A 26,042-nucleotide genomic window follows, 5' to 3' on the forward strand; every position below is an offset into this window, starting at 1 on the left:
ATGAGCGACGTTGTCACTGCTGAAGATGTCACCGATCCGGTCTCGATTGGAAAGCGCCTGAAAGCCAAGCGCGAAGAGCTGGACCTGACACAGGTTCAGCTGGCCGCGCGTCTCGGGGTCAGTCCAAAGACCTACATCTTCTATGAGAACGGAAAACGGGCTGTGGGCCTGAAGCTGATCCTCGCGATGAACGCGCTTTACCGGGTGCATCCCGATTATCTGCTCTTTGGGATTGAGCATGCGCGCCACGAATTCGGCGCACTCAAGGACTTCATCGCGACCTTCCTCGATCAGCTTGCTGACGAGGAGGTCGATCTGCCGCCGGAAAGCTGTGCGGCCATTGTCGCTGATTGGTATCGCGAGTTCACCCTTGGCAAGGCTCTGCCGGTCGAGGTTGCGATGTTCTCGGCGCGCCAGGTTGTCGCCAACAGCAAAAAGCTATCCGCAAGGAGGGACACATGAGGCAAGAAACACCCGAAGGGCTCGGCACACGCATCAGGCTGACGCGGCTGCGCATGAAACGCACCCAAAAAGAGATGGCGGTAACACTCGCCGTCTGCATTCGCACCTATCAACGCTATGAGGACGGCGGCAGTGAGCCACCCGTCTCCCTGTTGTTGGACGTCTGCAAGGAAGCCTCGGTGCGGTTTGAATGGCTGGTTTTTGGCACAGGTGAGCCAATAGGGCTGACGTCAACGCAAATGACGCGGGCGATCCGCACGTTAATCGATCAGACAGATCAGCATCTGGATCGCCTGCGGCCCTGCAAGCGGGCGGCGATGATTGTCGAGCTGATGGACCACATCCAAAAAGGCGCGCCTGTGAGCGAGACCGAGATCGGTCAATCTGTGGCGGCGGCCCTGAACTTTGAGGGGACACCTAATGCGACATAGACCGCGTACATCGATCCCATGGTTCCGGCGTCGGCGCATCCCGTTCGGCACGGTCTATCTGATGCAGGCCCGGGACACGCCGCGCCTGTTCAAGGTTGGGTTCACCAAACGGCGGACGAAGGATCGCCGGGGGGAACTCAACCGCGTGGCGCGGGATGACATGGCGATTGTCTATACGGTCTCGCTGCCCTGGGCGCGGTCCTGCGAGACATTGGTACTGGGCCGCTTGCGCTGGAACCCGTTCCGGCGCGGCGACACACGCGGCACGGAATGGTTCTGGCTTGGCAAGCGCGAGAGCATCGAGGCGATTGTTCGCAAGATTGATCGCGCGGCGCGCGACACGCGCCGCATGGCGCGGTGGCGTTGGTCGTGGCCGACGGGTGCAGAGATCAGAGAATTCCGTGCACATGAGAAGGGAGGTCCGGTTCATGGGTGATATTGTGCAATTTGATGTCAGGGACAACACGGTCCGGCGGATCGCCTCAGAAGCCTATGCAGGACCCTTGCAGCTTGAAGGTCTGCACGCAGAGGAAACATGCATCATGCTGGCCTTGATGGATCGCGGCCATGTGTCTGGCTGTGTTGCACTGTCCTTGGACGCGGCCGACCGGCTGCGTCGCAGTCTCGAACGCTCAATTGAGGCCATGAGGGAAGGTCAGGATGTGCCTGTCCTCCCGTCCCGAGACCGCATCCCGTCTGATCAAACGGGCTAACACGCCCTTCCCGATGTGATTGATCCCGCCCCCTCACCGGTCAGACCTGTGGGGCCTGTCCGTCGGGTCGCCGTCGCGGGGGCCGGTGAAGACGGGCGGGACCCCGGGTCCACGCGCGCGGGACGCGCCCGCTTGCGGCTTGGTGTTGATCCGGGGGGCTGTCTGTCTCAGGTTCCCACAGGCGACGGCATCCGGGTCGGACCTTCACCCGGCCTGTCCCGAGGTGAGACCCGAGCAAGAAATCCGGCGGTTTTATTGAAGCGCACCGGTTGCATCTGGGACTGCGGCAGGGATCGTCACCCGTATGGGACGAGACGCGGCACGCGGCTCGGTCGGAGTGCAGCGGAGATAGAGCCCGACCCGGAGGGGCCGCCCATAACAATCATCGACTCCGCATGAAATCCTTCGCCTCATCGAAAACCGATCCCAAAGAAACACGCCACCCTTCCCAAAATGCCCGCAGCGAGGTCTCATCGTCTACTCAGCGAAAAGATTTGCAGCCCCTCGTCAGCGCAGCCCGAGGGAATTTGGTGCGGGACGCGCCAAAAAAGGTGCCGCTTGCGCGGCACCAGGTGGGGAGGAACGACCCGCCTTAGCCCTCGGGATCGTCACCGGCTTTCGGTGCGAAGAGGACCAGCTCGCCGTTGAGCGGCAGCGCTTCGAGGATGATCTTCATCTCGGATTTGGCATCTGCGCCTTGGGGGAATGCGACGCCGATGCGGCGGAAGCGGGTTTTGCCATCGTTGCCGTCGACTGGAGTGGTGACATTGAAGAAGTTAGCCATTGGATTGTCCTTTCGTTTTCGATGCAAACGAACGACGGTCCCGTCCGGGCCGGATGTCATGCTGAACTTTGTCTCGCGAGGAATGACCCGGGAGGGTCAGGGGAAAGTTCTGCTTGAAGCATGATGAATTGCCCCAAAATAAAGAATCGCGTGTGATCCGCGTTCGAGCGGAGCGAGAGGCAGCGGATTGCACTTCGAAATGCAATTCACCAAAGCGTCAGACGGACCAGGGACCGTAGGTTGCATCTTTGAAGAAAACGCAAGGGCAAGACCTGGCATGACCTGCAACTCATGTCACCCAGCCGATGCTTTGGCAAAATTTGCTGCGCGGTGAAGGGTCTCATTACGCTTGGCGTATCGCCTTATGTGTAAAACTTCAGACTTGATCTGACGGACATCTCAGCTTGCGACGCTGAGAACGGGTTGCGCACTGTCCGATTGGTCGTGCGTTTTGATCGTCTTCTCGACAGCGATGTGTAGCGTTTCGCGGAAGGTCTGCATAGGTGTTTTGCCATAGCAGTGACGTCCCGAATGTGGCCGCTGTTCGTTGTACTTTGCCAGCCACGCATCCAGATCGGCCTGCAACTCTTCGACTGACCGATACAGTTTCTTGCGGAATGCGATGTCGTAGAACTCATCCTTGATGGTGCGATGGAACCGCTCGCAGATGCCGTTTGTTTGCGGAGAATTGGCCTTGGTTCGGGTGTGGTCCACGTCCTCGACGGCCAGATAAAGCTGGTAGGCGTGGTTCTCGACCTTGCCACAGTATTCCGTGCCCCGGTCTGTCAGGACGCGCAGCAGGCTGATCTCATGCTCTGCAAAGAACGGGATCACGCGGTCGTTCAGCAAGTCGGCCGCGGTGATTGCCGTCTTTTCAGTGTAGAGCTTGCAGATCGCCACGCGGGCATAGGTATCGACAAAGGTCTGTTGATAAATGCGTCCGACGCCCTTCATTGTGCCCACATAATAGGTGTCCTGGCTGCCCAGATAGCCAGGGTGGTGGCTCTCGATCTCGCCATGGGCTTCTTTCTTGGCCTTGGCTTTTTCCAGCGCGGCCAACTGATCCTCGGTGAGCAAGATACCCTCTTGGGCGGCACGGGCCTCCAGGGCCTTGAGGCGCTTTTTCATGGTTTCCAGATCATTACGCAGCCAGATCGACCGGACGCCCGACGATGACACCATGATGCCTTTCTGCTGCAGCTCCCACGACGCCCGTTTCTGACCCAGAGCCGGGTTGTCGATGGCCAGTTCGATGACCGCCTTCTCGACATGTTCTGGCACGCGGTTTTTCATCACCGGCTTGCGGCGGCTGAGATCCATCAGGGCTTCTTCGCCACCCTGATCGTAAAGTTCTCTGAACCGGTAAAAGCTGTCCCGCGAATAACCCATCACTTTGCAGGCCTGCGACACGCTTCCGAGCTGTTTGGCCAGTTCCAACAGCCCCAGCTTCGGCTTGATGATCTTCTCTTGAATACTTGTCATTGATCGACACTCCTTGATTGCGCTCCAGAAGAGCAGAAATGTCAGATCAAGTCGTGTGTTTTACACCTTATGCCGATTTTGTTGACTTGGCGCCTGCACTGAACGTTGCAGTAATATCGTCCCCTGAATCGATTGATAGGTGGTCAGAGTGTCTGGCGTTCGAGCCAGGCTTCAATTCTGTCTCTTGCGTCACTTACGGACACTTGGTTCGTTTCATAAAATGTCAGCGGCACCGGCTTTGCTACGTCCTCAAAATACAAGGCGATGCGGTGCGTGCCACCATCAATATCGCCTGTACCAATAATCCCGACATTCGTCGCGGCGCTTAATTCATGTCTTGTTTCAAACGTGCGCAGGAGGCGTTTGCGTATCAGTCTCACGGAACCGGTGTTTCTGTCGAAAATCACCTCAAGTCGCTCGAAATAGTAGAGAAAAGCGGCAAGGGCGATAAATGGCATGACTACAAAAGGCCATGGAAAGTCCTGGCCTGGAATGTCCCCTCTCCATATGGCGTAGCTAAACAGAGCACAGAGCAAACCTAATGCGACGAGGACGATCCAAGGTTGGTCTCGCAAGCACAGACGCTCATCGCTTTCAAATATGATCTTCATGGCAACCAACGAATGGCAGTCAAATGTGGGTACAAAATGGCGTGCCTGTTGAGGACACAATGTAGGCCGCCTTTGGCTTTTGCTAGACGCTCATGAAAAAAGGGCGATCCCCCAAGGACCGCCCGTCTTCGCTTCATGCTTGTTGCGCTGGCTTGAGATCAAAGGCCGCAACCTTGATCCCGCGCTTCTCGGCTTTCTGCCCAAGGTTCAGAGCAGCGCCATTCCCACCGAAGAGTATGACGCCTACCGGATTTGCGGCCAGAAGATCGTCGTTGGCTTTGAAGGGCGCGGCGCGCCCGTGGCCTTTCCAGTTCGGACGGAACAGGACCTGCGGCACCTTGCGATTGCGGGCCCATGTGGCCGCGATCCGCTCGACCCCGTTGGTGTTGCCCTTGTGGCAAAGGACCATATCGGGATGTTTTGCGTGCGCACGATCCAGCTTCGCATAGATCGTCTCATGATCGGTGGCGGCAGTGTCGCCTGTCACGGCGATCTTCGGCCCCGTGATCGTGTTGCGCTCGGCCATCTCGCGATCTGCCTTGTCCAGAAGCTGCTTGGCTTCAAACACCGCCCCGGTATCCAGAGCATCTTTTGTGGACCGGCTCCCCGTGACGGGTGTGTAGGCGCGCCCAGTCTCAGTCTCGTAACTGGTGGCGGCTTTCTCGGCCATCAATGCCATTGCGATGGCTTTCTCCCAGACGATTTCATAAGCACGGCTGGCATTCTCAAGCTCAATTTCTGCAATTTCAGACCCATCCTGGGCTTGAATGAGCCCGTTGATCTTGCGCTTGAGCTTGTCAGCCTGCGTATCAAGTTGTGTGGCCCGGCGTTGCAACAGCGTGGCCAACCCATGGGCCAGCGGCTCGATTTCAGATGCAAGCCCGGTCTTCTGCAAGCCGCCAATCAGCGTCTCGAAGGTCTCACCCACGATTTGATCTTGCAGCTCATCATCAGATGGGATGGGCAGATCATCAGTGCCATTTTCTGTCAGGCCGAACAGTTCAATTGCGTCATATGTATCTAACATCTCGTTTCTCCTTGGGATGTCTTGGGGTTCACCTGCTCCACGGGTTGCGAAGCATGTTCCCCTCGCCTCGACCAAAAGCGTTCGGGTCAAGGACGCCGCAGGCGCCAGCTTGCTGGACGGAGAATTTTCAGGGCGCGGAGAGACCAACAGTGAGCCGCCTGAGATCACTGGTGCAGCCGGTCCACAGAACCCACGTTGCCGAAAATTCGGACGGTCCTTGAGGCGGGCGGTTTTGGAAGCCATCCGGAGGATATGCTTCCGCATCCAGTAGGAGGAGATAAACGGTAGGCGGGAGCGCACTGACCGCGACCCATCTGCCGATGCCGTGCTGCGCCAATGACGGAGCGGGCGGCGTGTTCATCGGGACATCGACCCAGAGCTAAACATCTGAGACAGAACCGTCCCTCGCCTGTAGAACAAAGAACACGCCATGAGCGCAGTCCTTGGCCAAGCGGCAAGAGGGAGTGGCCGCGGGCCGCGCTCCTGCCGGGCCAACAGGTGCTACCGCCGCGCGACTGCGCGAGATCGCAGGCAGCGATCTTCAATCGGCCGACACGCACAGCCGAGGCCTATTGGTTTGCAGGACATCTCGCTTCCCGGTGCAAAATGTTGTGATAGGATGAGGAAATGTGCGGTCGATTTACACAATTTGCGCCTTGGGAAGAGGTCCATAGCTGGTTCAATTTCATCCCGGGCACCCCTTCGCCCGAGATGACACCGCGCTACAATATTGCGCCCACGTCACCAGTCGCATGCGTCATAGACATTGAGGGCGAGCGCAGATTGATTTCGGCGCGATGGTGGTTGATTCCGCCATGGCTGCAAGGAACCTTCGAAGACTGCTATGAGAAGAGCAAGAAGTTCGCGACATTCAATGCGCGGATTGAAACGGCCCATGAAAAGCGGTCCTTCGCCAAAGCTTGGAAACATGGGCGTTGCGTCATACCGTCAACGGGTTGGTATGAATGGACCGGCAAAACGGGGCAGAAACGGCCAAATTTTCTGGATGTGGACCGCGGCAACGCGCCGGTGTTTTCCTTCGCAGGGCTCTATTCGCAACTGTCAGATGGTACGTATAGCTGCACGATTGTGACCCGACCGGCGGAAGATGAGATTGCGCATGTGCATGCGCGCATGCCCTGCGTTTTGGACGCTGAGCAGCAAGAGGGCTGGCTGTCTGGTGAAGATGACGATGCGCATATTCTGGCGAGCTATGGCCTGAGCTGGACCGGCAAATTCCTCGTGCGGGAAGTGCGGCCATTTGGGCGTGATGACGGTCCGGAATTGATTGAGCCGATCGAGAACTCTCAGCTCATATAGCCATGCTACCGGTCCAGAATGTGTAACGTCAGATATCTGGATCATCACCAACTTGAATCAATGAGCGCGGATTGATTCAAAGAAATCATTGGCCGCGCGATGTCCATGCTGCGAGAATACAGCATGGGCACCACTGTTCTCGACACCACGCTTTACCGGATCGATCCCGAGCAGAACATGGCAAGGTACTATTCGATCACCATCCATCCGAACCTCTTTGGGGGGCAGTCCTTGATGCGGACCTGGGGCCGGATCGGATCAGAAGGTCAAACCCTGATAGATTATTTTGAAGATGAGGTGGCTGCGGCTCAAGCGCAGGCACAATTGCTGCTGGCAAAGACCAAGCGCGGCTACAATCAACAAGCCCACTGCTGACAAGAAAAAAGCGCCACCCTTTTCGGGCAGCGCCTTATCTGATGAGCGTGTCGCGGGAGGAGGTGCAACAAACTCTCATGTAAGGCCGGTCACTCGGGAGGAGGATGAGATCGTGGCCTTGTTGTGAATAGATATGGGGGATATTCTGCGGTGCGGCAAGACCTTATGCTGCAATGCAGCTATGCAAGATTGGCAAAGCGAAGATTGCCCCTTAAAAAGGCGCGCTACTGGGTGCTCGGCTGAGAAACTGAACGCAATCTGAATGCCATTTACTGATCCTGCGGCAGCATGACCGTCAGCACGCGGCGGGTTTGGGACAGATCGGTGGGGGCCTCGCTGCCCCACCGGTAGTCCTGATCATAGAGATCAATGCGCCAGCAGATCTTCTGGGGCGGGGCACAGAGATCGATGTCAAAGCTTCCGTAGTCGTGATGCCCATAGGGGTCGTTGTCGGGTGTGAAGTCCGCGTGCGCGCTGACCCGTCTCATAATGGCCAATATACCGTATGCCCCGAACACGCTGAGCGAAGCCGTGCGGACAACCCGGCCGGGCACGCTCTTGTCGCTGCCCAGGCTCATACGAAAAATGTCGTTCTGCCGGGCGATGAGTGCTGCTTGCTGGACATCGATGCTCATTGCACCGCTCCGCACCGTTTCGTGCCAAAGGCAGGCCAGGCACGGATGTTGGGGTAGAGCGATGTATCGACAAACTCGACCGGGCGCTGCAGTCGCTTCTCCCAAATGGCAAGGAAGGTGCGGGCGTCGCAGTCTTCTTCAAGCGCGATCAACTCACCCTCGGGATGCCGGTAGCTGTAGGGGGTGATGTCGCGTTCCGTAAGACCTGCTGCCATCAACTCACCCAAGGAGACGATGAGCCAGCCGTGCGATGGATCGGAGGCAAATTCAAAACGTGCGCGGTCATTTGCAATATGTGTCATGGGATGCCCTTTCTGCGTTGGTTGAGAGACACCCAAGACAAAGGGCGCCACGCTCTCGCGTGACGCCCCTGCTCGATTAGGCTTGATGTGATGGCGCGATTTACGCGAAGGCGTCTTCGCTCTCGCGGCGGTCTGCCAGTGGGATCAGGTTGAACTTGGGATCATCACCCGCATCGTCGTTGCGCACGCCATTTGCGCGGTGCTGCGACCCACGCGGCGACCAGAAGGCAACGCTGTAGTATTTGTTGCCGCGATTGGACTCTGCTTCCCAAACCGAGCCGACACGGATGATCGTGCCATTGGGCGAGCGGGCTTCGAGATGGAAGTCAGGGTGGTTGTTATCCGACTTGGTCTCGCTCTGCACGGCAACCACATCGAATGCGAAGTCGAAGCTTTCGATAGTACCAACCATGTTGCCATCGTCGAGCAGCTCAAGGTGGCCTGCCACCATGATGGGTTCTGGCTCGCCACCAGCCAGAGGAACAACCGCCCATTCACCGTCACGCAGGCTATCATTGCGGACAGCGTTCATACGCCAGGTCTTGTTGTTCTTGTCGGTCAGCGTGATCGAGAAGTATTCGGCCTGGCTGCGCTCACTGATGGCGCGCCACATAGCACCCACACGCATCATCGTGCCACGCGGCGTGCGGAACTCGACATGGTAGTCGGGATGGTTGTCTTTTTGCTTGTAGGGATTGGGCACGACCTGCAGACCTGCGATGTCGAAGGTCAGGGTTGAGAGTGTCAGGTTGAAACCAGTTGCGTTTTCGATGAGTTTGCCATTCAGCATGAGTTCAGTCCTTTGTCTGAGGGTTTCTGCTGCGCGCATTGCGCCAGCTCTTTCTGATCCCGTCTGGGATCACTCACTCATCACCCTTGGGGCGAAGCCCCATTTCTCTTTCACGCTGTCGCAGGCTCCCCTGCGCTGCGGGCGAAGGCCGTTTCCAACCCGTCGATCTGCACCTCTGATCCTTTGATCCGGATCGCGATGTCTGACGTGGTCTTGAGGATCCACCACAATTCGCGCCGGATCACCCGCTCCACCTGATGCAGGTGGACCTCTTCCAGCGTGGAGAGATACCGGATCACCTCATCTTCGGCTTCATCGGTGAACCACTGGAGCTGGGCGTCATACGAACCCGCGTCCGCATCGTAACAGGGTGCAAAAAGGGCGTTGGTGAAGAAGGTGACGAGATCATTGTGCGTTGCGGGCGACGTGGGCGTCAGGCACAGGACGGCCTCATCGATGAGGGTTGCGTCTGCCTCGGCAAAGAGGATGAGATCGGTTTCCGCCTCCCAAGGGGCGATATCGCGACCACTTTGGAGTTTGCCCGTGACCAGCAGACGATCTGGGCGTTCGATGATGGGCGGCGCGCCACCAACCGAATATACGGTCTGTGTCTCGCCAATTGCGAGGGCATAGCCCGTGACCTCGAGAACGGGCAAAGCATCATACCAATCGTATCCAACGAAGGCCGGTTGCGGATCAAAGACCGATGCGCCCTGCCCGGTCGCCGCAAGGGCGCGGGCGAAGTTCTGTTCGTCCACCGCCGCCTCGGCTCCCGCGAATACCATGGCGTCGTCAGACAAGGGCATCAGCTCGGTGTAGATGTTAGAATCCGGGTCAGCATGTGCCGGCGAAAACTGACGCAGGCGGGCCATGGCGGGCAGTAGCTCGATGCCAAGCGCTTTGGCCTTTTGGTGATCTTCGAACCGCAAAGAATGCTGGCCTTGGTCCTTCAGCATCCGAAAGTAGATGCGCATGATCTCCTGCTGGAGATCGACCAGGAATGCGTTGCGCACAACGTCTTTGCGTGCCGGCAGAACAAGCTGCAGGGCAGCGCAGCTCTGCACATCGATCACGGCGTGGAAGCTCACGTGATTGACTTGCGAGAGATGCGGCAGGGGCACGGTCAACGTCACGCCGTGGAAATTGGCATTAGAATGGTGGTGGTGGTACTTAGGGTCGCGGTCTCGATAGACGCCGATCCGAATGCCTTTCCACTCTTCGATATGCGCAGCGCCATCGAGGTAATCCTCACGGTCGACGGGATGCCCGTCGAGCAAAACAGGGATGAGGGCGTAGCGGGCGGCGGTGCGCGCAGCTGCTGCGACATTCTCAGATGGCAACTGGGCGAAGATGACGGTCACGCCGGTCTCATCACGGGCGATCTCTTTGCAGGTGATGGGCACGTCGCCAGAAAGCGCTGTGGGAGCGATGTCCAACACATAGGCAGTCTGCGTGCCGCGCTTTTGGGCGATGACACGGGCGTGTCGGCCCGCAAGGGCGAAGAAGCCCATGCCGGCCGGATCTTCATTGGCCTGCATGTCATGGGTCCAATCACTTGCGCCGAGGGTTAGCAGCGATTGAGGGTCAGCCAAACCGGGCCCGTTGTCGCGAAACTGGATAGCCGCCCCAAGATCAGGATCATCAATCGTATCAATTGCGACCTCGGTTGCGCCGGATCGCCGGGCATTTTGCAAAAGCTCGGCAATGATATCGTCGATGCTGGCGTTGAAGAGACGGGTGACTTTTTGAAGGGCGGTGTCAGAAACACGCGCCATCAGGGTTTGGGCGTCGGACATGGGGTTTCACTCCAGGGTCAGGTTAGGAACCCCTTCCGGGCCGGAAGGCCTTTTCCGCTCCCGCAGGGGTTTCCCCCTGCCCCGCTGCCGACTGTCTCTTTTGGCCCGCCGGTTGCGCCAATCACAAAGGGCAAACACCCGCGCGGGCGACCGGGCGATGTCATCTAGCCGGGGGCGCAATCAAGACGCTGGTGTTGGAATAAGGCGAAGCCGATGACCCAGCCAGCGAGCTGGGCGAGGTCGCGGCTGCCGTTCACCACCGCATGATGGACTAGGGCGATCGTCAGGAGATCGCCATCAAAGATGAAGCACCCCGTCAGGTATGCGCGTGCCTGCCAAACCTGACGTTTCAGGTGCGCACGGACAGCGATGAACATCAAAAATACTGCGAGCCAGCCCATGGCTTCACTGTAATGCTGAAGGCCACCGTTTGTCATCCATCACGGAGACAGCAGATTGAAGAAAGCAATCTGGTGATTGGGCAAGGTTTCAAAGCACTCTCGAAGCCAACCGCAGTCGCGAAAATCAAAAGAAAAATCTGCAATTCACATCAGAGCATATTTGCTAAATCCAGAAACCAGATACCCTTGTGACTCTATCGTTTTTCACGTGCTCCGAGACTTTCCTGGATGAGCGAGATTTCTTTTTCCAAGTGCGAGCCGGAATAGGCAATAGACGTCTCGTGACGAGCATAAGGTCCGTCGCGGTCAGCACTGAGCCAATTGTAGGAACCGATGCAAAGTTGATCGGCACCAACAATGAATATCTTGCTGTGAAGCTGGCGCACCTCATGAAGTGTGACACCGACACGGGTCAGTGTGTCTCTTGCGGCCTCTAACTGGGTCTGTCCATTTCCAGCATCTTTCTGGTTCAGGAGCGGATCAACAAAGACGTCGATATGTGCGCCGTGTGAAACTGCGTTCTGGAAAGCATCCAGCAAACCAACACGCTTTAACGTGCGGGCAACAATCCACGGGCTCACAATGGTGTACTCACGTGCAGGCGACGCCAGAGCTTCAAGCATGAACTGGTCATGGTTTTTGGCGTCGCGCAGTGTCGTGAAACTCTGAACAGAGACCTGTAGATCAGCGCGAGCCTGGGGTGCGAATTTGAGTTCCCTGCCCTCTGACGAAAAGAGGAGGTCTCCCAGAACTGCGCGCGGCGTTCCAAGGGCGGCTGAAGAAAGAACATCCATATCCCCAAAGACGAGAAAGCTGTCTTTGGCACGGGAAACGGTGACGTTGAGCATACTTGGGCTCATATCAATGAAGCCGCCGTCGGCATGTTTGGAATAGACGGGTGAGAACATGATGATGGGTCGCTCCGCACCCTGGAGGGAATGAACAGTGCCAATCGTTATGCGTCGATCGATCCCACGGTCCGCACAAGCACGTTTTAATTCCTGCACTTGCCTCCCAAAAGGCGTAACCAAGCCGACAATATCTTCAAGTTTTTCGCCGTAATGACTTTCCAGCTTGTCTCGGTTGGCGAACAGCCAATCTGCAATGGTCGCCGCCTCTGTCGCGTTAGCGCAGCTTCCACCATATCGAACCGCAAGCCCGTCAATATGGATGTATCCCATCGGTGGAAGCACGCCATCTTTGGGTGCCGCACCACGAACAGGTTGCAGCGACCCTTGGTAGCAAAGCGTGTTGCTGAAATTGATGATTTCATCGTAGCAGCGACGATGCTCGAACAGATAGAGACCCCGTTCCAGGTCAGGGAAGGGCGCATAGGCGCAAGCTTGCTGGGCCATCCGCATGACATTCCCGTCAAGGCTTCGCATTCCAGCTTCCGACAACATGGTAAGATCAGTCTCGGAATGATCCTCATCCAAAATCTGGTTCCTCTGTAGGTTGCCAATGTCGACTGCCTCAGAGAGGTCAGCCACGGGTTCTAGCTGTTGGGTGTCCCCAATAACGAGAGCACGTTTGGCAAGTGCGAAGGATGGGAGTGCGACTTCGGGTGAGACCTGACCCGCTTCGTCCACGATCAGCAGATCGATAGATCCATAAAGGTAACTCGACGTCCAATTCCCACCGGTCTTGAAACCATATTTCAACTTGCTCGGCAGACTGGCGAAAGTAGAGACAGCGCAAGGTGTCAACATCATCCGTCGTCGCCACCGTGGCTCGAGCCTCTTGCGACCGGATTTTTTGTGCGAGGTTGTGATGTCCTTCAGGTCTTCAGCCATCGAAAGCAACCAACGCGCCTCCCAATAATGGGTGGCCAACCGGAATAGACGAAAACGCGCGTTGCAGTCAGCAAAGGCATCTACATTTTTGGGCGTTGGCAATTGGTCTGCTGGGAAGTCCAGGTTCTCAACCGCGCTTTGCCAATCTCGCTTTGCTTTTTCGAGATCGGCTGTCGCAGTCTTTGCGTCTTTGAACGCTTGTTCAGCGGCTTTCTCTGCCTTGCCGGCTGTGTCCACAGCTTTTTGAATTGCGGTGCCGATGTCGAAAATTGACCTCGCATCACCGAGAGCAAGCGAACATCCTATAGCGTCGAGCGCGACCCGTGCTCTCGCCATCCGTTTGCGGGCGACAGGTGGCAGAAAGCCAAAGAGACCCAGGAATAGGGATTCATCTGCTTGATGCTTATGCCAGCTGGTTTCCCAATTCTTGTACTGTTCAGATGTCGCTTGGGCGGCCTGCGCCTCTTGCTCAAGCTCTGACAGTGCCACGACCGGGTTGTCACCGAGCAAACGCGACACTTTTGCAGTTGTCTGCTCAACAAAAGCGCGCGCGCGTTCGGCACGCGTGAGGTTTGAAACCTCTTTGACAATTTCCTGGTGGAGGAGCCGAACGATCTCTTCCAGATCTGCTTCATCATGTCCCGGAAAAGCGTCGCGCCCGGCTGCTAGAAAAGCCTCCTGCGCTTTTGCGAAACCTTCCTCGGTCTCGAGGTCCCTAAAAAATCGGTCAGTCTGGTACCGATGCGCGACCTTGGCTTCTAGCGTTTTTGAGGGAAGATAGAGCCCGTAGCTTTTGAGTTGTGGGATCCAACGTCCCGCAAAGGGTCCCTCCCCCGTCGAGAAATTCTCACCGAAGGCGTCGATGATGTTGGTCACCGCCTGATTATTTGTCGATGCAGCGACAATAACGGGCGGTTCGGTTTGGTCGTGTGCGGCGCGCACCCAAGCGTCAGCGATGACCGACAGCAGCAACGTTGTTTTGCCTGTGCCGGGAGGTCCATTTACGGCGAGAACATCACCCGTTTTGCTTCTCGATACGTAAGACAGGCTCTGCCGCTGACGTGCCGCCAATGGGAATTCGTTACTGGAATGACCAAGGCGATTGATGAAGTTTGCTTCCGTCTCGGTGGAAAGTGGCAGGTCTTCACCTGTCGGGAAAGCCAACTGATCGAGCAGCGGCATCTCCGGCTCTTCGCGCAGAACGGCATCGTATAGCCCTATGACGTGGCCGATGCTCGATGAGGCCGTTCCAGCGCGCTTTAGGAAGCCGACACCGGTTGAGATATAGCTGTTGTCGTTTGCAGGCCATTCAGGGGCGACGGCATCGAGGATCGCGCGGCAGTGCTTGAGATACTGCGCCCACAAAGGGGAGTTTTCGTCTGGAGAGAATGGCGACGCTGCATAGAAAGCATCAAAGTCATCCATGCTGCCAAGGGCGTATTCAACACCGGGCAGCGGTGTCAGTAGGTCTCGCGCAATCACGTTATTTGATGGGCGTATTGTCCCATCTCGGTCGATGGTTGCAGCTGTTACGACGGGCGCAACAAGATCCGGAAACCCGTCCGAGATCGTCGCTCCATGAGATGTCTTTCTGGCTGTGACCATTGGCCAGAGCTGAACCGCCGTGACTTTGACATCAGCCTCTTCGCGTCTGAAAACCTCCGCAACTTGGTTCTTGGGTAAGATGCCCGTTGCCAGTGTCTCTTTTGAGAGCTCGATGAAGTCCTTGCGATCGCTATTTCTAAAGCGGCCATTGCCCAATGCACTGTCCGCGAGGGATGAGCGCCAATAGCTCAATGCATTTTGAAGATTTTGTTTCATCGTGCTCAATCATTTTCGCCCAGCACAGCAAAGATGCCGGCCAAACTAAGTTTTTTTCAATACAACCATAGGCATAAACTGGTTTGCATCGGACGGATATAGGTAGTTCACAGATCGCTTTGGTCGGTGTTAGGCTTTGATCAGTATTTTAGTATTGATTGGGGACCACTATGAGAATTGCGACTTGCCTTATTGCACTGCTGTCGATTTCAGCACCCGCGAGTGCCGATGTTCTAACCATTGTTTCGTTCAACGTCGAAAATCTCTTCGACACTGAAAATGATCCCGGTAATCCGCGTGATGATACATACCTTCCGCTTACGGTGAAGCAAGTCAACCAGGCCGCCCATGATGCGGAGTGCGAGGTACATAACGGCCCGAGCGGTTTCTACTCGGATCAGTGCAAAACCCTTGATTGGAGCGATGCAGTTTATTCACAAAAGCTGGATCGTCTTGGTGAAACCATTCTTGCAATGGGCGCACTTCCGGAAGTTATCATCGTCCCAGAGACAGAAAACGCACGGGTGCTTGAAGATCTCGTTTCACAGACTTTGCCGGGATCAGGATACCGTGTTGTCCAACTTGACACGAGTGACGAACCTGAGAGCCGCGGCATCGATGTTGGTCTCCTGACGACGTTGCCTGCTGCGGGCGCACCAACGGCCCATGTCATCGACTTTGACCGCGACGAAGAGACTTGCGGCAAGACGCGCGACATTCTTCAAGTGCCGCTTGAGCTTCCTGATGGTGAAACCCTGCATGTTTTTGGTGTGCATTTCCCATCAGGAGGCAACCCCTACCGATGCCGCATTCGTGCGATGAACAACCTCAACACGCTTGTTGCCGGATTACCTGTGGGCTCTCTGTCAATTGCGGCCGGAGATTTCAATGTGAATTGCAATGAAGGCCCCACCGACAGCTTCTCAAGGTTGCTACGCATCGGAAACTGGTATGCATCACCTTTGGTGCGTTCGGGTTGCGAGGCGCCTGGATCCAGCAAGTTTGTCGACCGGTTTGTGAACAACTGGAACACTTGGTCGTTCCTTGACATGATACTTGTCTCTTCAACCCTGAGCCCGTCTCAGCCAAGCGACAAGAACTGGTTTGCTGATCTTGGCAGCTTTAGCTCAATGGTCGTGACTTCCGAACAAATCATGGTCGATGAAGATAACAGAGGATTTATTGAACCGAGGCGCTTTGACCCCACCACCGGGCGCGGGGTGAGTGATCATTTCCCTGTTGTCATGCGACTGATTTCTCGGCGCGATTGAAGCTATCTGGCATCCAGTAGCGATGCCGGGGATGAGTATCGATCTCAATTGAAGATCGATAGGCTCAATCATGCAAATTACTAACATATGCTTGCACACTAACCATGTTAGTGTTAGCGTGCAAAACCATGTTAGATAGCAACAATGCGAAATCCAAAGATCTGAGCAATCGGCTGAGGAATTACCTTCAAGCTGTGCTTCATATTCGCACCGATCTCGAACCATGGAAGAGCAAAGACAAGCTCCCCATGTTTCTAGCGAAGGCGTTTAATTTCTACGAAGCAGACCTGCTTTCCACACCTTGTCTTTTTGTCGTTGTGCCCAAAGGCAGCGAACTTACCCCCTCCGAGCTTGAGAAGCGGCATGCCAACCTCCGCAAATATATCGATGACGTCATCGTCTTTGTCTTCGAAGCCATGTCATCGCATGTGCGCGCCAGACTCATCGAAAAAGCCCTTCCCTTTGTTGTGCCTGACAACCAACTCTACATTCCAGCTCTTGGGATGGATCTGCGTGAGTATTTCAGGTCCAAAATGCCCACTTCGTCAGAAAGCCTGTCCCCGGCAGCGCAGGTCGTGCTGTTCCGACATTTGCTGATACCGAACCAAGACACCTGGACACCGAGCAATCTCGCAAAGAAACTTCGCTATTCTGCCATGACCGTTGGCAGGGCCTTTGACGAGTTAAGTGCCAACAAGCTTGCATCCGTCGAACCGCTTGGTCGGAGCAAGCTCCTTGTGTTTAGCCTGCCGCCGGACGAGATTTTTGAAACGGCCCGACCGTTGCTCCGGTCTCCTGTCAAATCGATCCACTTCTTTCGTCCCAAAGATATGCCCGTGGGATATTACGGAACGACTTTGCCGCAGACTTTTGCCGCCGGTGGCGAAAGTGCTCTCGCTGAGCGCTCTATGCTGAACCCTCCCAGCCGACCGCATTTCGCTGTCGGACCCAAAGACTGGAAGTCCTTTCAAGCGGGTGAGTTTGGTGAAGAGGTCGACGACTTCGAAGAGGCCGGTTACGGCGTCGATGTTTGGCGATATGATCCAGATATTGTCACAGGGAACAACCAAGCTGATCCGCTGTCGCTCTTCATGCAGTTCCAAGCCCATGAAGACGAGCGCGTCGCAGAGGCGGCAGCCCAACTGATGGAGAATGTGCGTTGGTACCGGGGATAGAGAAGTTTCGGGAGCATTTTGCTGGACATGAAGACAGCTACGCCTTGATCGGCGGTGCTGCCTGCGCCCTGATCTTTGAGGAAGTTGGTTTGGAATTTCGCGCCACGCGCGATGTTGACATGGTACTGTGCGTTGAAGTTGTCGATCCGTCCTTCGGAACCGCACTCAAAGGGTTCCTGGATGCAGGCCAATATGAAGCTCGGGAACGCGGAGCAGAAAGGCGGGAGTTCTACCGGTTCCACAAGCCAAAAGACACAAGCTATCCCGAAATGTTGGAGCTCTTCTCGAGCCCTGAGGCGGGCGTTGACCTCGAAGTCGGAGATGAGCTAGCGACTGTCGCCGTATCGGATGACATGCTCAGCCTATCGGCAATTTTGCTCGACAAAGACTACTATGACGCGCTCATCACCTCACGCCGTGCGGTCGATGGGATACATGTGCTTGATGAACGCCTGCTGATCCCGTTCAAAGCCCGGGCGTTCGTCGATCTCACACGCAGGCGCGCTGAAGGAGACACCAAGATAAAGTGTAAAACTTCAGACTTGATCTGACGGACATCTCAGCTTGCGACGCTGAGAACGGGTTGCGCACTGTCCGATTGGTCGTGCGTTTTGATCGTCTTCTCGACAGCGATGTGTAGCGTTTCGCGGAAGGTCTGCATAGGTGTTTTGCCATAGCAGTGACGTCCCGAATGTGGCCGCTGTTCGTTGTACTTTGCCAGCCACGCATCCAGATCGGCCTGCAACTCTTCGACTGACCGATACAGTTTCTTGCGGAATGCGATGTCGTAGAACTCATCCTTGATGGTGCGATGGAACCGCTCGCAGATGCCGTTTGTTTGCGGAGAATTGGCCTTGGTTCGGGTGTGGTCCACGTCCTCGACGGCCAGATAAAGCTGGTAGGCGTGGTTCTCGACCTTGCCACAGTATTCCGTGCCCCGGTCTGTCAGGACGCGCAGCAGGCTGATCTCATGCTCTGCAAAGAACGGGATCACGCGGTCGTTCAGCAAGTCGGCCGCGGTGATTGCCGTCTTTTCAGTGTAGAGCTTGCAGATCGCCACGCGGGCATAGGTATCGACAAAGGTCTGTTGATAAATGCGTCCGACGCCCTTCATTGTGCCCACATAATAGGTGTCCTGGCTGCCCAGATAGCCAGGGTGGTGGCTCTCGATCTCGCCATGGGCTTCTTTCTTGGCCTTGGCTTTTTCCAGCGCGGCCAACTGATCCTCGGTGAGCAAGATACCCTCTTGGGCGGCACGGGCCTCCAGGGCCTTGAGGCGCTTTTTCATGGTTTCCAGATCATTACGCAGCCAGATCGACCGGACGCCCGACGATGACACCATGATGCCTTTCTGCTGCAGCTCCCACGACGCCCGTTTCTGACCCAGAGCCGGGTTGTCGATGGCCAGTTCGATGACCGCCTTCTCGACATGTTCTGGCACGCGGTTTTTCATCACCGGCTTGCGGCGGCTGAGATCCATCAGGGCTTCTTCGCCACCCTGATCGTAAAGTTCTCTGAACCGGTAAAAGCTGTCCCGCGAATAACCCATCACTTTGCAGGCCTGCGACACGCTTCCGAGCTGTTTGGCCAGTTCCAACAGCCCCAGCTTCGGCTTGATGATCTTCTCTTGAATACTTGTCATTGATCGACACTCCTTGATTGCGCTCCAGAAGAGCAGAAATGTCAGATCAAGTCGTGTGTTTTACAGATAAAGGGTAGTGATATCGCGAAGCATCGCCGTGATGTCTTTCGACTGCTACAGCTTCTCAATCGCGAGGAAACGGTTGTCGTCAACGAAGCCTTGAAAGATGATCTGCGCGCTTATCGTGACATCTTGATGGATGATGAGACCTTTCATCCGCCGGATTTCGGTGTCGCAATTGAGCGCAGTGAAGGCTTTGAGCTTCTGTCTGCACTTTACGTCTTGTGAGGGAGACCCGTTTTCCTGGCGAGAATTGGTTCAAACTCGGGATCGCAACCTACCATCTTCATTGGCTGACAAAATCGTTCGCCGTGCCTTGGACACCGCGAATGCGCTCATTACGATCAACTTCTGCCGGGCTGATGGGATCAGTTCCATCCCACTCGTCCAGCAACGTGCGCAGTTCGTCGGGAAATTCAAGATCATAGGTTTCACCCATGTAGAAGTAAACGCGCGCAATATCGCCTCGAACGTCCTCCCGTGGTTCGGTGATGCGAAGATCGCTGTCGGTTTCGAAGTCACACGATCCAAAGAGGCGCTCCTCTCCAGGTACAATCGCATATGTCAGATTGCTCCGGACATTGTTGAGTTCTCCAATGGCAGGCGTAAGATTCACAAGGTCGTTGTGTGCGCGCTTGAAACGGTCGTCGTTTTTGAGACAGCATTCTCGCGCACTTCCACACGCCTCGTCCTTTTCCCAGCATGAGGGCCCCGGATGGAAATGGGCGATCCAGAATGCTGGCAGAATGTGCTCCGCTTCGGTGCGTTTCGCACGATCATTGTCGTTGACAGGAACATAGTCACACGCCGCCCGGTCAAAGGTCCGTTGTTCGAGATCAACCGGGCAGCCGCAATAGAAGGTCTCTGTTGTCACTGTACCCTAATTAATCAGAATCTGCAGATTGGACGCATTTTCGACGGTTTCTGTACCCCTAATTACAATATATCCACAGGGCTCTGCGTCAGTGGCTGACACAGCTTTGGCTTTTCCAGATTGTATCGGCTCGTACCAGAAGCGCCTGACGATCTGCATCGGGCCCAAGCTCAGAGATCGCCTGTCGAGCAGCCTGCAAGGCACCTTCGGACGCAACTGGTCGGTACGCTGCTTTCGTTTCTTTCTTTGGCGCAGGCTCTGCTTTCTGTAGGCGTGGAAGACGCCTCTCGATATCCTCTGAAAGCGTGAGCACCCGCGCGATCACCCGTCTGTGCAAAGGAAAGGCACGGCGTAGTTCCCAGAATGCCTTGTCGTTTCCGCAAAGTAGGATTGCCGCGCCCAACAACGGACGGGTTGTACACACATCGATTGCTGCGAGTGCCTCTGATCTTTGCAACTGACACCGAGACGCGAACGAGGCGGGATATTCCAAACCTAGTATCTTCAGAACAGCCAACGTGCGGCTGATCCGGCGCATGCGCTTGAGATCGTTGGCATCGACCGCGGTCTTCAGCACTGCCGCGCCACGAGCAGCGCGGAGGCGCAGCCTGTCTGATAGGCCATCTGACGGATGCCTCGCCACAAGTGGTCGACCACAGTTTTCGCAAGTCAACGACCAGGCAAAGCGCCAGTGCCGTAAGATCACTCCCGGCGTCTGATCTCTGCAGCTTTCGCAAATCTGGAAGTCGTCAGACGATACGCATTGAATGGGTAAATGCGTCGTGTCCGGAAGAGTCATTGCCTCAATCTCATCCCGGGTCTGTTGAACTGCTGAGCAAAAGCGAGCCCAGTTCACCTGTCTGAGATCTTTCATACGCTCCGGCACCCTACTCTGCCCCAATCCGAGATAGCCGCAGAAGTCCTCGACAGAACAATGATTGGCTTGGGCCAATCGTCTGATCCAGCTCGGGAGCAGTTCGTCGCGCACCTGCACCGGACGACGCGGCAAAGGTTTGAGGATCACCCGAACTCCGCCATGGGCTGACGCGGAATGCTCCAGGCGTGCTTTGCCCATATTGGCTGCCAGGACTGAACCGCCTCGTCAGTGATCCGTTCGTCACCCTTCTCGATTGCTTCAATGGCCAAAGACTTGACCATGATAAACACGCGCGAGGTGACACCCCCGGTCACTTTCAGGATTGTCCGAAGTGAAGCGACCGTCAGACCCGACCTTTGCTCGAGCGCCATCGCCGCAATCAGCGTCTGGATCAGCCGAGAGAACTCCACGTCATCCTCCCACAGCGGTAAGTAGTGCTCGTCCAACCGACGGGCCAGTTGGTCGTCTCCTCGAACTGCCTCCAGGGCTTCGTTGACACCGAAGACGACAAGCGAGGCACAGAGATCGTTGGTCAAAAAGCGCAGCATGTTCAGGAACCGGCGTTGCTCCCGGTAGCTCCCGGCAAGCAGGTTGTGCACTTCGTCGATCATCAGCATCTTCAGGTCCATGTCGCGAAGATGACTGAGCGCACGAACTTCGAGCTCGGAGACGGTGTGACGCCCCCACATCGGCGCTCCGATCGTCGATAGGATATGCTGATAGAACCGGCGCTCGTCCGGGGCTGGTGGCGCCTGAACCAGCAGGATGGGGGTCTTCGTGATGCCCAGATCTGCGTTGTACTGCGTCGGATACTTGCTGGCCATGCGCTTGGCGATCATGGTCTTACCGATACCGGAGCTTCCATAGACCATAAGGCCGGGCATCCGGCTCTGCTGAGGCATTTCCATCAGGGACGCCAATCGGTTGAGGACAATCGTGGCACGGTCGAATGCGATCCAGTGATCGCTGCGGATGCGGTCAACTCTTTCTTCTGGGGTCATCAAACTCTTCAATCGGATAAGTGGGGAGATCTGGGTTGCCAGTGTCGATGGCGAACATTTCTCGGGACGGATCGCGGCGCGGCTGGTGCTTGGGAAGCCGCGTTTCGCGTTCGCTCTCGAGACGGGCGGTCCTCGTCTTCTGCCGTGCCGCCTCGGCCAGACGTCTTTGCGCGTCGATCACCTGGAATAAGGCTTTCTCATTGATCCGACCGCCATGCTTTTCCTGCCATTCTTTCCGCGCCCGCCGACTTTCCCAAAGCGATATCCGTGGGTGGCTCAGATCCCGATACCGCGCCGGGATCATGCGGCCATCATCGACTAGGACCCAGACCTGCGACAGGTCCCTCGGGTCATACTTGACATGTACCTTGCCGCTGGCCCGTCCGACCAACGACGCAAAGGTATCACTCCAATAGTGCACACCAAAGAGCGTGATGCCTGTGCGCCCGAGTTGGCGCTGCTCGGAGGGCAAGAAGCTTGTCCGGAAGGCTTCGGCGTCGACGACCTGCCGTCCCGCGGTGTCTCCACCCAAGTCAGCCCAGGCAGCAAGCGGGGTCCGCCCGAGTGCCTCGTGACGCGTATTGTGATAGCGGCAAATTTCCAGATGAAGCCAGTCTTGGAACTCGGCCAGGGTCAGCGCGGCATGTTTCTCGCTGTCGTAATCGCCCTTCTCGGCCGCCGAAGATTGTGTGGTTCCGGGCAGCACATGAACAGCCCCCATGGCCGTTCCGATCAAACGTTCAATGTGACCACCGAAGTGTGTTGCGCCAGGCGGGCGGTATTCGACGGCGATGCCCCAATCTTCGCAGGCTGAGGAGAAAGCCTCGCTATGGAACTCCTGGGCGTTGTCGACATGGATCGCCTTCGGGATACCGGACGTCGGCCAAGTCAGCTCTTCCAGCGTCCCGGGAACGTGGATTGATTTCTGACGCACGCAGTGATCGAGGCACAAGGCGATCGACAAGACAGATGGTGCATCGTAGCTGACAAAGACCCCAAGAACGATCCGGGTCGCGACATCGATCGCCACCGTCAGATAGGGACGCGCAAGTGGCCGCCGATCCATGTGATCGACCAAAATGATGTCGGCCAAGGTGTGATCGATCTGAACGACATCCAGCGGCGTTCCGACCGCAAGTCGGCCCGGACGTGCCGCAAAGGTCTTGTTCGCCTCCTTTGTGCCACGGCGCTTGCGCGTAACCTCTTTCTCATCCATGGCATCAAGCCGGGCCTTTACCGTTTTACGTGTTGGGGGCCGAAAACCTTTAGCCTCGCACTCTGATCGGATCTCTCGCCAAATGCGCAGAAAGCTGGAGCGCTCGCGCACTAGATAGTAACGCCGCAGGCGCTCATCGATGAGCTCTTCAACTTCTTGCGCGATCCGTCTTGATCCCGGCTTCGGCCCGCGACTACCAAGCTCCAATGCCGCGGCCCGCCCATCGTTCTCGCGCAAACGGCGGTAAAGCGACCAGGTGTGACTTTTCGCCAAACCCAGTTCCCACGCAGCATCTCCGATTGCGGCGCTGATCGGCTCACCCCTCTTTTCGAACTCCAGGATCGGACGGAGGACCGAAGCTCGATGTTTTGCAAGACGCTCACTGACCACGCCAATCCCCTGCCCCAACTGGTCAGCACTTATCCACAGAACTGACTGTATGCTAATTAAGGGTGCAGTATGGTAATTAAAGGTACAATATGAAAAATAAGGATACAACGCGCCGCTGAAAACAAACGATAATTTCAAGCGTGATTCTGATTAATTAGGGTACAGTGACACCAGTGGTTCGCACCGAAATCCGCGGTGCCGTCACAAACAGCAAATGGCTGTGCTGCTAGAATCGTTTTTCTAAGTATCAGCATCGCATTGGGATTATTTGGCAAAACTCTTGATCAAACGCACGCCGACAATTCAGATATTGCCGCGATGCATCTGGCCAACAACATCACCCAACACCGAAACAAATAACAAAAATCAAACAACTCTATGCAGAATTGCAAACTGGCCCATAAAAGCGACGTTCAGCAAGTCTCTTCATCCAGCAGGGAAATCGTAGGATGAAGTTTTTGGGTGGCGCTTGGAGTGCAAGCGATGGCATAATCACTGATGAAAGTGTCACTGTCAGTGATGATCGTACAATAGGCCGCTTCTTCTTTTATTGGCTTGCTCGGGACTACCCGATCGTGGTTTTGTCTGGGTTCAGTCGCATCAGCCTTGGAAAAGTTGCACAGGTTCGTGCACCCTTCCCAAGGCCGGCCTTTAGATATTTCAATCGACTTGGGCTCTAGACGCCAAAGCTCCCCGTAACAGGGAACGGCTCCGTCTGGCCCTTAACAAACTTCAAGCCCCGGACCAGCCATTCAACGCCTGGTCGCAGGAACGGCACATTTGCGATGTCGATCATTTTCACATGACCGGTTTCGTTCACAACAAACATACCCGGTTCCGCAAAAGGCCGCTCAACCGGCATCCGGTCATTGGGTGGCGTTATATATAGCCCCAGCGCCTGCATATCTGGGATGCTCAGATCGTAGCCCACGTCGAAATCCGGGGCGACCTCACCTATTTGTTCCGCCGCCAGATCGTGCGCATCCGCAGACACAGCCACCAGATCAATCCCAATTTCATTCAGTTCAGGCAGGATAGCATTGAGGTCTTTCAGATAACCGGTACAAACTGGGCAATGCTTGCCACGATACACAATAACCAATTGCCAATCATGACCGTTTCTTCCCTTGCCAAGCCTGAGCATACCACCCCCCAATTGGGGAACTTCAACATCAGGGAACTTCGCCCCGGGGTGCATTTTTGGTGACATTCGTATTGCTCCTTGCTTTTTTATATCGAACGATATAAAAATATGAAGTGATCAGTCAAGAGGTATGGTATGAGCGATACAAAAAGAATGGGTCGCCCCCGCAGTTTTGACACGGACGAAGCCTTGATGGCGGCGATGAATGTCTTTTGGACAAAGGGGTATGATGGTGCCTCGATGAAGGATCTGACGCGGGCCATGGGGATCAGCGGGCCAAGCCTGTATTCGGCCTTTGGCGACAAACGTGAATTATACCTCAAAACCATAGATCGCTACGCTGATGTGGATGCCTGTGAGCCCATCGTCGCGTTTGAGACTGAGCCCGACATTACAAAGGCTGTGCGTGGTTTTCTGACCAGCGTGATCACTTATTCAACGGACACCGAACATGGCGCACGGGGGTGTTTTCTGGCATCAAGTGTATCCACCAGCGTCGGAGAAGTTGAAGGGGTCGCCGAACGGATGGAGGATGCAATCAACGCAACGGATCTGCGCCTTGCATCCCGGTTTGACATAGAGAAAGAAAAAGGCGTCTTGCCGCACGAATTTCCATCAAAGATACGCGGAAGGTTGATGTATGACATGCGACAGGGGTTTGTGTTTCGGGGTCGTGCTGGATGGTCCAGCGAGATCATGATGCAAGACGTCGAAGACCGCGTTCGACTTATTCTGATGTTCTAAAGTCAAGGTCTCAATCCCTTCCAAGTACCCACCGATATTCTCAGCTCTAAGCGCCGCTGGCACGAAACAGTTAGTAGTGCCTGACCAAGTGGTGTGTTATTCGCTAAGCTGGTATAAGAAATCCTAGTGGTCACAAGGTATTGGAGGGCTTTATGCCATGAGAACTGTCGACAAGGCGTTCACTGTTCTTAATCAGTTTTCCCTTTCCAACAAGGAAATCGGGCTGAGCGAAATGGCACGCATGACCGGCTTGGACAAAGCGGCGACGCGCCGGATTTTTGTCGCATTGATGAAGCACGGCTTTATCGAACAAGCTCCGGAAACCAAACGTTACATGCTCGGACACGGCTTCCTGCGCCTTGCACGGATCAGAGAGGCGACCGTGCCTGTTAGCCAGATCGCAAAGAACGTGGTCACTTGGCTGGTAGGCCAGACGAATGAAACCGTCCACGTCAGCGTCCCCGGCCCGCAGGGCATGACGACCATAGCGCATGAACTGCCCAATCGCGGTCGCGTGGTGAATATCATCCCCGCACAGATATTGAACTATCACGCGACAGCGTCAGGGCTCGTTTTTCTCGCCTTCGCGACCGAAGAGACAGCAGAGCGCATCCTGTCATTGAAGCGGGAGAAAATCACGCCAGAAACCATAACATCAAAGACGGACCTAAAACGGCAGGCAGAACAGTTTCGGAGCCAAGGGTATTCGCAGACACGGAACACATTCGAAGGTGATGTCGCCAGCATCGCGATGCCGTTTTTTAGTGAACCGGGTGATCCGACAGGGTCTATCGCCATTGCATTGCCAACATCAGAAATGACCCCGGCGCGTTGCGAGATCCTCATTCCACAACTCAAAGAAGCGGTCAGGCAGATCGAACTGGCATTGACCGGCCTTTGATGGT

At 55.8% G+C, this 26,042-nt stretch carries 27 protein-coding genes; 11 read left to right on the forward strand and 16 right to left on the reverse strand.

The genetic code is table 11. The features are described 5' to 3' along the window. From AABB31_RS00280 to AABB31_RS00295, 4 genes are read left to right on the forward strand one after another with little or no spacing between them, the layout of a single operon-like run. Positions 1-462: a helix-turn-helix transcriptional regulator gene (locus tag AABB31_RS00280; protein ID WP_342075127.1), complete on the forward strand. Its 462-nt coding sequence runs from the start codon at positions 1-3 to the stop codon at positions 460-462. After that, the gene (locus AABB31_RS00285) at positions 459-893 is read left to right on the forward strand and encodes a helix-turn-helix transcriptional regulator (protein ID WP_342075126.1); all 435 of its coding nucleotides are present in this window, start codon (positions 459-461) and stop codon (positions 891-893) included. Before AABB31_RS00280 ends, AABB31_RS00285 begins: the two co-directional genes overlap by 4 nt. Beyond that, complete coding sequence (locus tag AABB31_RS00290) at positions 883-1,329, forward strand: GIY-YIG nuclease family protein (protein WP_373634747.1); 447 nt, start codon at positions 883-885, stop codon at positions 1,327-1,329. Before AABB31_RS00285 ends, AABB31_RS00290 begins: the two co-directional genes overlap by 11 nt. Beyond that, the gene (locus tag AABB31_RS00295) at positions 1,322-1,606 is read left to right on the forward strand and encodes a hypothetical protein (RefSeq protein WP_342075124.1); all 285 of its coding nucleotides are present in this window, start codon (positions 1,322-1,324) and stop codon (positions 1,604-1,606) included. The genes AABB31_RS00290 and AABB31_RS00295 overlap by 8 nt, the downstream gene beginning before the upstream one ends. Positions 1,607-2,198: 592 nt before the next feature. Here AABB31_RS00295 and AABB31_RS00300 read toward each other — a convergent pair. The 4 genes from AABB31_RS00300 to AABB31_RS00315 all read right to left on the reverse strand — a co-directional run bounded on the left by AABB31_RS00300 (position 2,199) and on the right by AABB31_RS00315 (position 5,510). After that, positions 2,199-2,390 (reverse strand): hypothetical protein, encoded by a 192-nt coding sequence (locus AABB31_RS00300; protein ID WP_373634748.1) that lies wholly within the window; start codon positions 2,388-2,390, stop codon positions 2,199-2,201. A gap of 399 nt (positions 2,391-2,789) precedes the next feature. Continuing rightward, the gene (locus tag AABB31_RS00305; RefSeq protein ID WP_342074941.1) at positions 2,790-3,872 is read right to left on the reverse strand and encodes an IS481 family transposase; all 1,083 of its coding nucleotides are present in this window, start codon (positions 3,870-3,872) and stop codon (positions 2,790-2,792) included. A 143-nt stretch (positions 3,873-4,015) separates the two neighbouring features. Next, positions 4,016-4,483: a hypothetical protein gene (locus AABB31_RS00310; RefSeq protein ID WP_342075123.1), complete on the reverse strand. Its 468-nt coding sequence runs from the start codon at positions 4,481-4,483 to the stop codon at positions 4,016-4,018. A gap of 133 nt (positions 4,484-4,616) precedes the next feature. Then, entirely contained in the window at positions 4,617-5,510 is an 894-nt protein-coding gene (locus AABB31_RS00315) for a DUF2493 domain-containing protein (RefSeq protein ID WP_342075122.1), read from the reverse strand. A 627-nt stretch (positions 5,511-6,137) separates the two neighbouring features. Here AABB31_RS00315 and AABB31_RS00320 point away from each other — a divergent pair. Both AABB31_RS00320 and AABB31_RS00325 read left to right on the forward strand, forming a co-directional pair. After that, positions 6,138-6,830 (forward strand): SOS response-associated peptidase, encoded by a 693-nt coding sequence (locus AABB31_RS00320; protein ID WP_342075121.1) that lies wholly within the window; start codon positions 6,138-6,140, stop codon positions 6,828-6,830. Positions 6,831-6,953: 123 nt separating this feature from the next. Next, positions 6,954-7,205: a WGR domain-containing protein gene (locus tag AABB31_RS00325; protein ID WP_342075120.1), complete on the forward strand. Its 252-nt coding sequence runs from the start codon at positions 6,954-6,956 to the stop codon at positions 7,203-7,205. Between the two features lie 269 nt (positions 7,206-7,474). Here AABB31_RS00325 and AABB31_RS00330 read toward each other — a convergent pair whose 3' ends face one another. The 6 genes from AABB31_RS00330 to AABB31_RS00355 form a co-directional block, all read right to left on the reverse strand. Beyond that, positions 7,475-7,840, reverse strand: a complete 366-nt coding sequence (locus AABB31_RS00330; RefSeq protein WP_342075119.1) for a DUF3768 domain-containing protein — start codon at positions 7,838-7,840, stop codon at positions 7,475-7,477. Continuing rightward, the gene (locus AABB31_RS00335; protein WP_342075118.1) at positions 7,837-8,142 is read right to left on the reverse strand and encodes a hypothetical protein; all 306 of its coding nucleotides are present in this window, start codon (positions 8,140-8,142) and stop codon (positions 7,837-7,839) included. Before AABB31_RS00335 ends, AABB31_RS00330 begins: the two co-directional genes overlap by 4 nt. A 100-nt stretch (positions 8,143-8,242) precedes the next feature. Further along, positions 8,243-8,932, reverse strand: coding sequence for a DUF736 family protein (locus AABB31_RS00340; RefSeq protein ID WP_342075117.1), 690 nt, complete (start codon positions 8,930-8,932; stop codon positions 8,243-8,245). 110 nt (positions 8,933-9,042) lie between these two features. After that, complete coding sequence (locus AABB31_RS00345; protein ID WP_342075116.1) at positions 9,043-10,728, reverse strand: hypothetical protein; 1,686 nt, start codon at positions 10,726-10,728, stop codon at positions 9,043-9,045. 164 nt (positions 10,729-10,892) lie between these two features. Next, positions 10,893-11,129, reverse strand: coding sequence for a hypothetical protein (locus AABB31_RS00350; RefSeq protein ID WP_342075115.1), 237 nt, complete (start codon positions 11,127-11,129; stop codon positions 10,893-10,895). Positions 11,130-11,323: 194 nt separating this feature from the next. Next, positions 11,324-14,743 carry an AAA domain-containing protein gene (locus tag AABB31_RS00355; protein ID WP_342075178.1) on the reverse strand — a complete coding sequence of 1,140 codons (3,420 nt, stop codon included), beginning with the start codon at positions 14,741-14,743 and terminating at the stop codon, positions 11,324-11,326. 170 nt (positions 14,744-14,913) lie between these two features. Here AABB31_RS00355 and AABB31_RS00360 point away from each other — a divergent pair, with 170 nt between their 5' ends. The 3 genes from AABB31_RS00360 to AABB31_RS00370 all read left to right on the forward strand — a co-directional run bounded on the left by AABB31_RS00360 (position 14,914) and on the right by AABB31_RS00370 (position 17,740). Then, the gene (locus tag AABB31_RS00360; protein WP_342075114.1) at positions 14,914-16,014 is read left to right on the forward strand and encodes an endonuclease/exonuclease/phosphatase family protein; all 1,101 of its coding nucleotides are present in this window, start codon (positions 14,914-14,916) and stop codon (positions 16,012-16,014) included. A 128-nt stretch (positions 16,015-16,142) separates the two neighbouring features. Further along, positions 16,143-17,189: a hypothetical protein gene (locus AABB31_RS00365; RefSeq protein ID WP_342075113.1), complete on the forward strand. Its 1,047-nt coding sequence runs from the start codon at positions 16,143-16,145 to the stop codon at positions 17,187-17,189. Next, a complete protein-coding gene (locus AABB31_RS00370; protein ID WP_342075112.1) occupies positions 17,174-17,740 on the forward strand; it encodes a hypothetical protein in 567 nt (188 codons plus the stop codon). The genes AABB31_RS00365 and AABB31_RS00370 overlap by 16 nt, the downstream gene beginning before the upstream one ends. Before the next feature lie 8 nt (positions 17,741-17,748). On the opposite strand, the gene AABB31_RS00375 is transcribed toward AABB31_RS00370, so the two are convergent. The 6 genes from AABB31_RS00375 to AABB31_RS00400 all read right to left on the reverse strand — a co-directional run bounded on the left by AABB31_RS00375 (position 17,749) and on the right by AABB31_RS00400 (position 24,459). Then, positions 17,749-18,831 carry an IS481 family transposase gene (locus AABB31_RS00375; RefSeq protein WP_342074941.1) on the reverse strand — a complete coding sequence of 361 codons (1,083 nt, stop codon included), beginning with the start codon at positions 18,829-18,831 and terminating at the stop codon, positions 17,749-17,751. Positions 18,832-19,177: 346 nt separating this feature from the next. Continuing rightward, a complete protein-coding gene (locus AABB31_RS00380; RefSeq protein WP_342075110.1) occupies positions 19,178-19,765 on the reverse strand; it encodes an endonuclease in 588 nt (195 codons plus the stop codon). A gap of 88 nt (positions 19,766-19,853) precedes the next feature. Further along, positions 19,854-20,840: a TniQ family protein gene (locus AABB31_RS00385; protein WP_342075109.1), complete on the reverse strand. Its 987-nt coding sequence runs from the start codon at positions 20,838-20,840 to the stop codon at positions 19,854-19,856. Next, positions 20,786-21,643, reverse strand: coding sequence for a TniB family NTP-binding protein (locus AABB31_RS00390; protein ID WP_373634749.1), 858 nt, complete (start codon positions 21,641-21,643; stop codon positions 20,786-20,788). Before AABB31_RS00390 ends, AABB31_RS00385 begins: the two co-directional genes overlap by 55 nt. Further along, on the reverse strand, positions 21,621-23,387 hold the full coding sequence (locus tag AABB31_RS00395) for a Mu transposase C-terminal domain-containing protein (protein WP_342075107.1): 1,767 nt from the start codon (positions 23,385-23,387) through the stop codon (positions 21,621-21,623). The genes AABB31_RS00390 and AABB31_RS00395 overlap by 23 nt, the downstream gene beginning before the upstream one ends. A 538-nt stretch (positions 23,388-23,925) precedes the next feature. Beyond that, positions 23,926-24,459, reverse strand: coding sequence for a redoxin domain-containing protein (locus AABB31_RS00400; RefSeq protein ID WP_342075106.1), 534 nt, complete (start codon positions 24,457-24,459; stop codon positions 23,926-23,928). 69 nt (positions 24,460-24,528) lie between these two features. Between AABB31_RS00400 and AABB31_RS00405 the strand changes: the two genes are divergently transcribed. Both AABB31_RS00405 and AABB31_RS00410 read left to right on the forward strand, forming a co-directional pair. After that, on the forward strand, positions 24,529-25,137 hold the full coding sequence (locus tag AABB31_RS00405) for a TetR/AcrR family transcriptional regulator (RefSeq protein WP_342075105.1): 609 nt from the start codon (positions 24,529-24,531) through the stop codon (positions 25,135-25,137). 157 nt (positions 25,138-25,294) lie between these two features. Beyond that, on the forward strand, positions 25,295-26,038 hold the full coding sequence (locus AABB31_RS00410) for an IclR family transcriptional regulator (protein ID WP_342075104.1): 744 nt from the start codon (positions 25,295-25,297) through the stop codon (positions 26,036-26,038). Positions 26,039-26,042 lie beyond the last annotated feature (4 nt).

The organism is Yoonia sp. SS1-5 (assembly GCF_038443705.2).
Taxonomy (GTDB): Bacteria; Pseudomonadota; Alphaproteobacteria; order Rhodobacterales; family Rhodobacteraceae; genus Yoonia; species Yoonia rhodophyticola.

What these genes read in the sequence shown, in the direction of transcription:
- AABB31_RS00280 (WP_342075127.1), top strand. Translation starts at nt 1, where the DNA reads ATGAGCGACGTTGTCACTGCTGAAGATGTCACCGATCCGGTCTCGATT.
- AABB31_RS00285 (WP_342075126.1), top strand. Translation starts at nt 459, where the DNA reads ATGAGGCAAGAAACACCCGAAGGGCTCGGCACACGCATCAGGCTGACG.
- AABB31_RS00290 (WP_373634747.1), top strand. Translation starts at nt 883, where the DNA reads ATGCGACATAGACCGCGTACATCGATCCCATGGTTCCGGCGTCGGCGC.
- AABB31_RS00295 (WP_342075124.1), top strand. Translation starts at nt 1,322, where the DNA reads ATGGGTGATATTGTGCAATTTGATGTCAGGGACAACACGGTCCGGCGG.
- AABB31_RS00300 (WP_373634748.1), bottom strand. Translation starts at nt 2,390, where the DNA reads ATGGCTAACTTCTTCAATGTCACCACTCCAGTCGACGGCAACGATGGC.
- AABB31_RS00305 (WP_342074941.1), bottom strand. Translation starts at nt 3,872, where the DNA reads ATGACAAGTATTCAAGAGAAGATCATCAAGCCGAAGCTGGGGCTGTTG.
- AABB31_RS00310 (WP_342075123.1), bottom strand. Translation starts at nt 4,483, where the DNA reads ATGAAGATCATATTTGAAAGCGATGAGCGTCTGTGCTTGCGAGACCAA.
- AABB31_RS00315 (WP_342075122.1), bottom strand. Translation starts at nt 5,510, where the DNA reads ATGTTAGATACATATGACGCAATTGAACTGTTCGGCCTGACAGAAAAT.
- AABB31_RS00320 (WP_342075121.1), top strand. Translation starts at nt 6,138, where the DNA reads ATGTGCGGTCGATTTACACAATTTGCGCCTTGGGAAGAGGTCCATAGC.
- AABB31_RS00325 (WP_342075120.1), top strand. Translation starts at nt 6,954, where the DNA reads ATGGGCACCACTGTTCTCGACACCACGCTTTACCGGATCGATCCCGAG.
- AABB31_RS00330 (WP_342075119.1), bottom strand. Translation starts at nt 7,840, where the DNA reads ATGAGCATCGATGTCCAGCAAGCAGCACTCATCGCCCGGCAGAACGAC.
- AABB31_RS00335 (WP_342075118.1), bottom strand. Translation starts at nt 8,142, where the DNA reads ATGACACATATTGCAAATGACCGCGCACGTTTTGAATTTGCCTCCGAT.
- AABB31_RS00340 (WP_342075117.1), bottom strand. Translation starts at nt 8,932, where the DNA reads ATGCTGAATGGCAAACTCATCGAAAACGCAACTGGTTTCAACCTGACA.
- AABB31_RS00345 (WP_342075116.1), bottom strand. Translation starts at nt 10,728, where the DNA reads ATGTCCGACGCCCAAACCCTGATGGCGCGTGTTTCTGACACCGCCCTT.
- AABB31_RS00350 (WP_342075115.1), bottom strand. Translation starts at nt 11,129, where the DNA reads ATGGGCTGGCTCGCAGTATTTTTGATGTTCATCGCTGTCCGTGCGCAC.
- AABB31_RS00355 (WP_342075178.1), bottom strand. Translation starts at nt 14,743, where the DNA reads ATGAAACAAAATCTTCAAAATGCATTGAGCTATTGGCGCTCATCCCTC.
- AABB31_RS00360 (WP_342075114.1), top strand. Translation starts at nt 14,914, where the DNA reads ATGAGAATTGCGACTTGCCTTATTGCACTGCTGTCGATTTCAGCACCC.
- AABB31_RS00365 (WP_342075113.1), top strand. Translation starts at nt 16,143, where the DNA reads ATGTTAGATAGCAACAATGCGAAATCCAAAGATCTGAGCAATCGGCTG.
- AABB31_RS00375 (WP_342074941.1), bottom strand. Translation starts at nt 18,831, where the DNA reads ATGACAAGTATTCAAGAGAAGATCATCAAGCCGAAGCTGGGGCTGTTG.
- AABB31_RS00385 (WP_342075109.1), bottom strand. Translation starts at nt 20,840, where the DNA reads ATGGGCAAAGCACGCCTGGAGCATTCCGCGTCAGCCCATGGCGGAGTT.
- AABB31_RS00390 (WP_373634749.1), bottom strand. Translation starts at nt 21,643, where the DNA reads ATGACCCCAGAAGAAAGAGTTGACCGCATCCGCAGCGATCACTGGATC.
- AABB31_RS00400 (WP_342075106.1), bottom strand. Translation starts at nt 24,459, where the DNA reads ATGTCACCAAAAATGCACCCCGGGGCGAAGTTCCCTGATGTTGAAGTT.
- AABB31_RS00405 (WP_342075105.1), top strand. Translation starts at nt 24,529, where the DNA reads ATGAGCGATACAAAAAGAATGGGTCGCCCCCGCAGTTTTGACACGGAC.
- AABB31_RS00410 (WP_342075104.1), top strand. Translation starts at nt 25,295, where the DNA reads ATGAGAACTGTCGACAAGGCGTTCACTGTTCTTAATCAGTTTTCCCTT.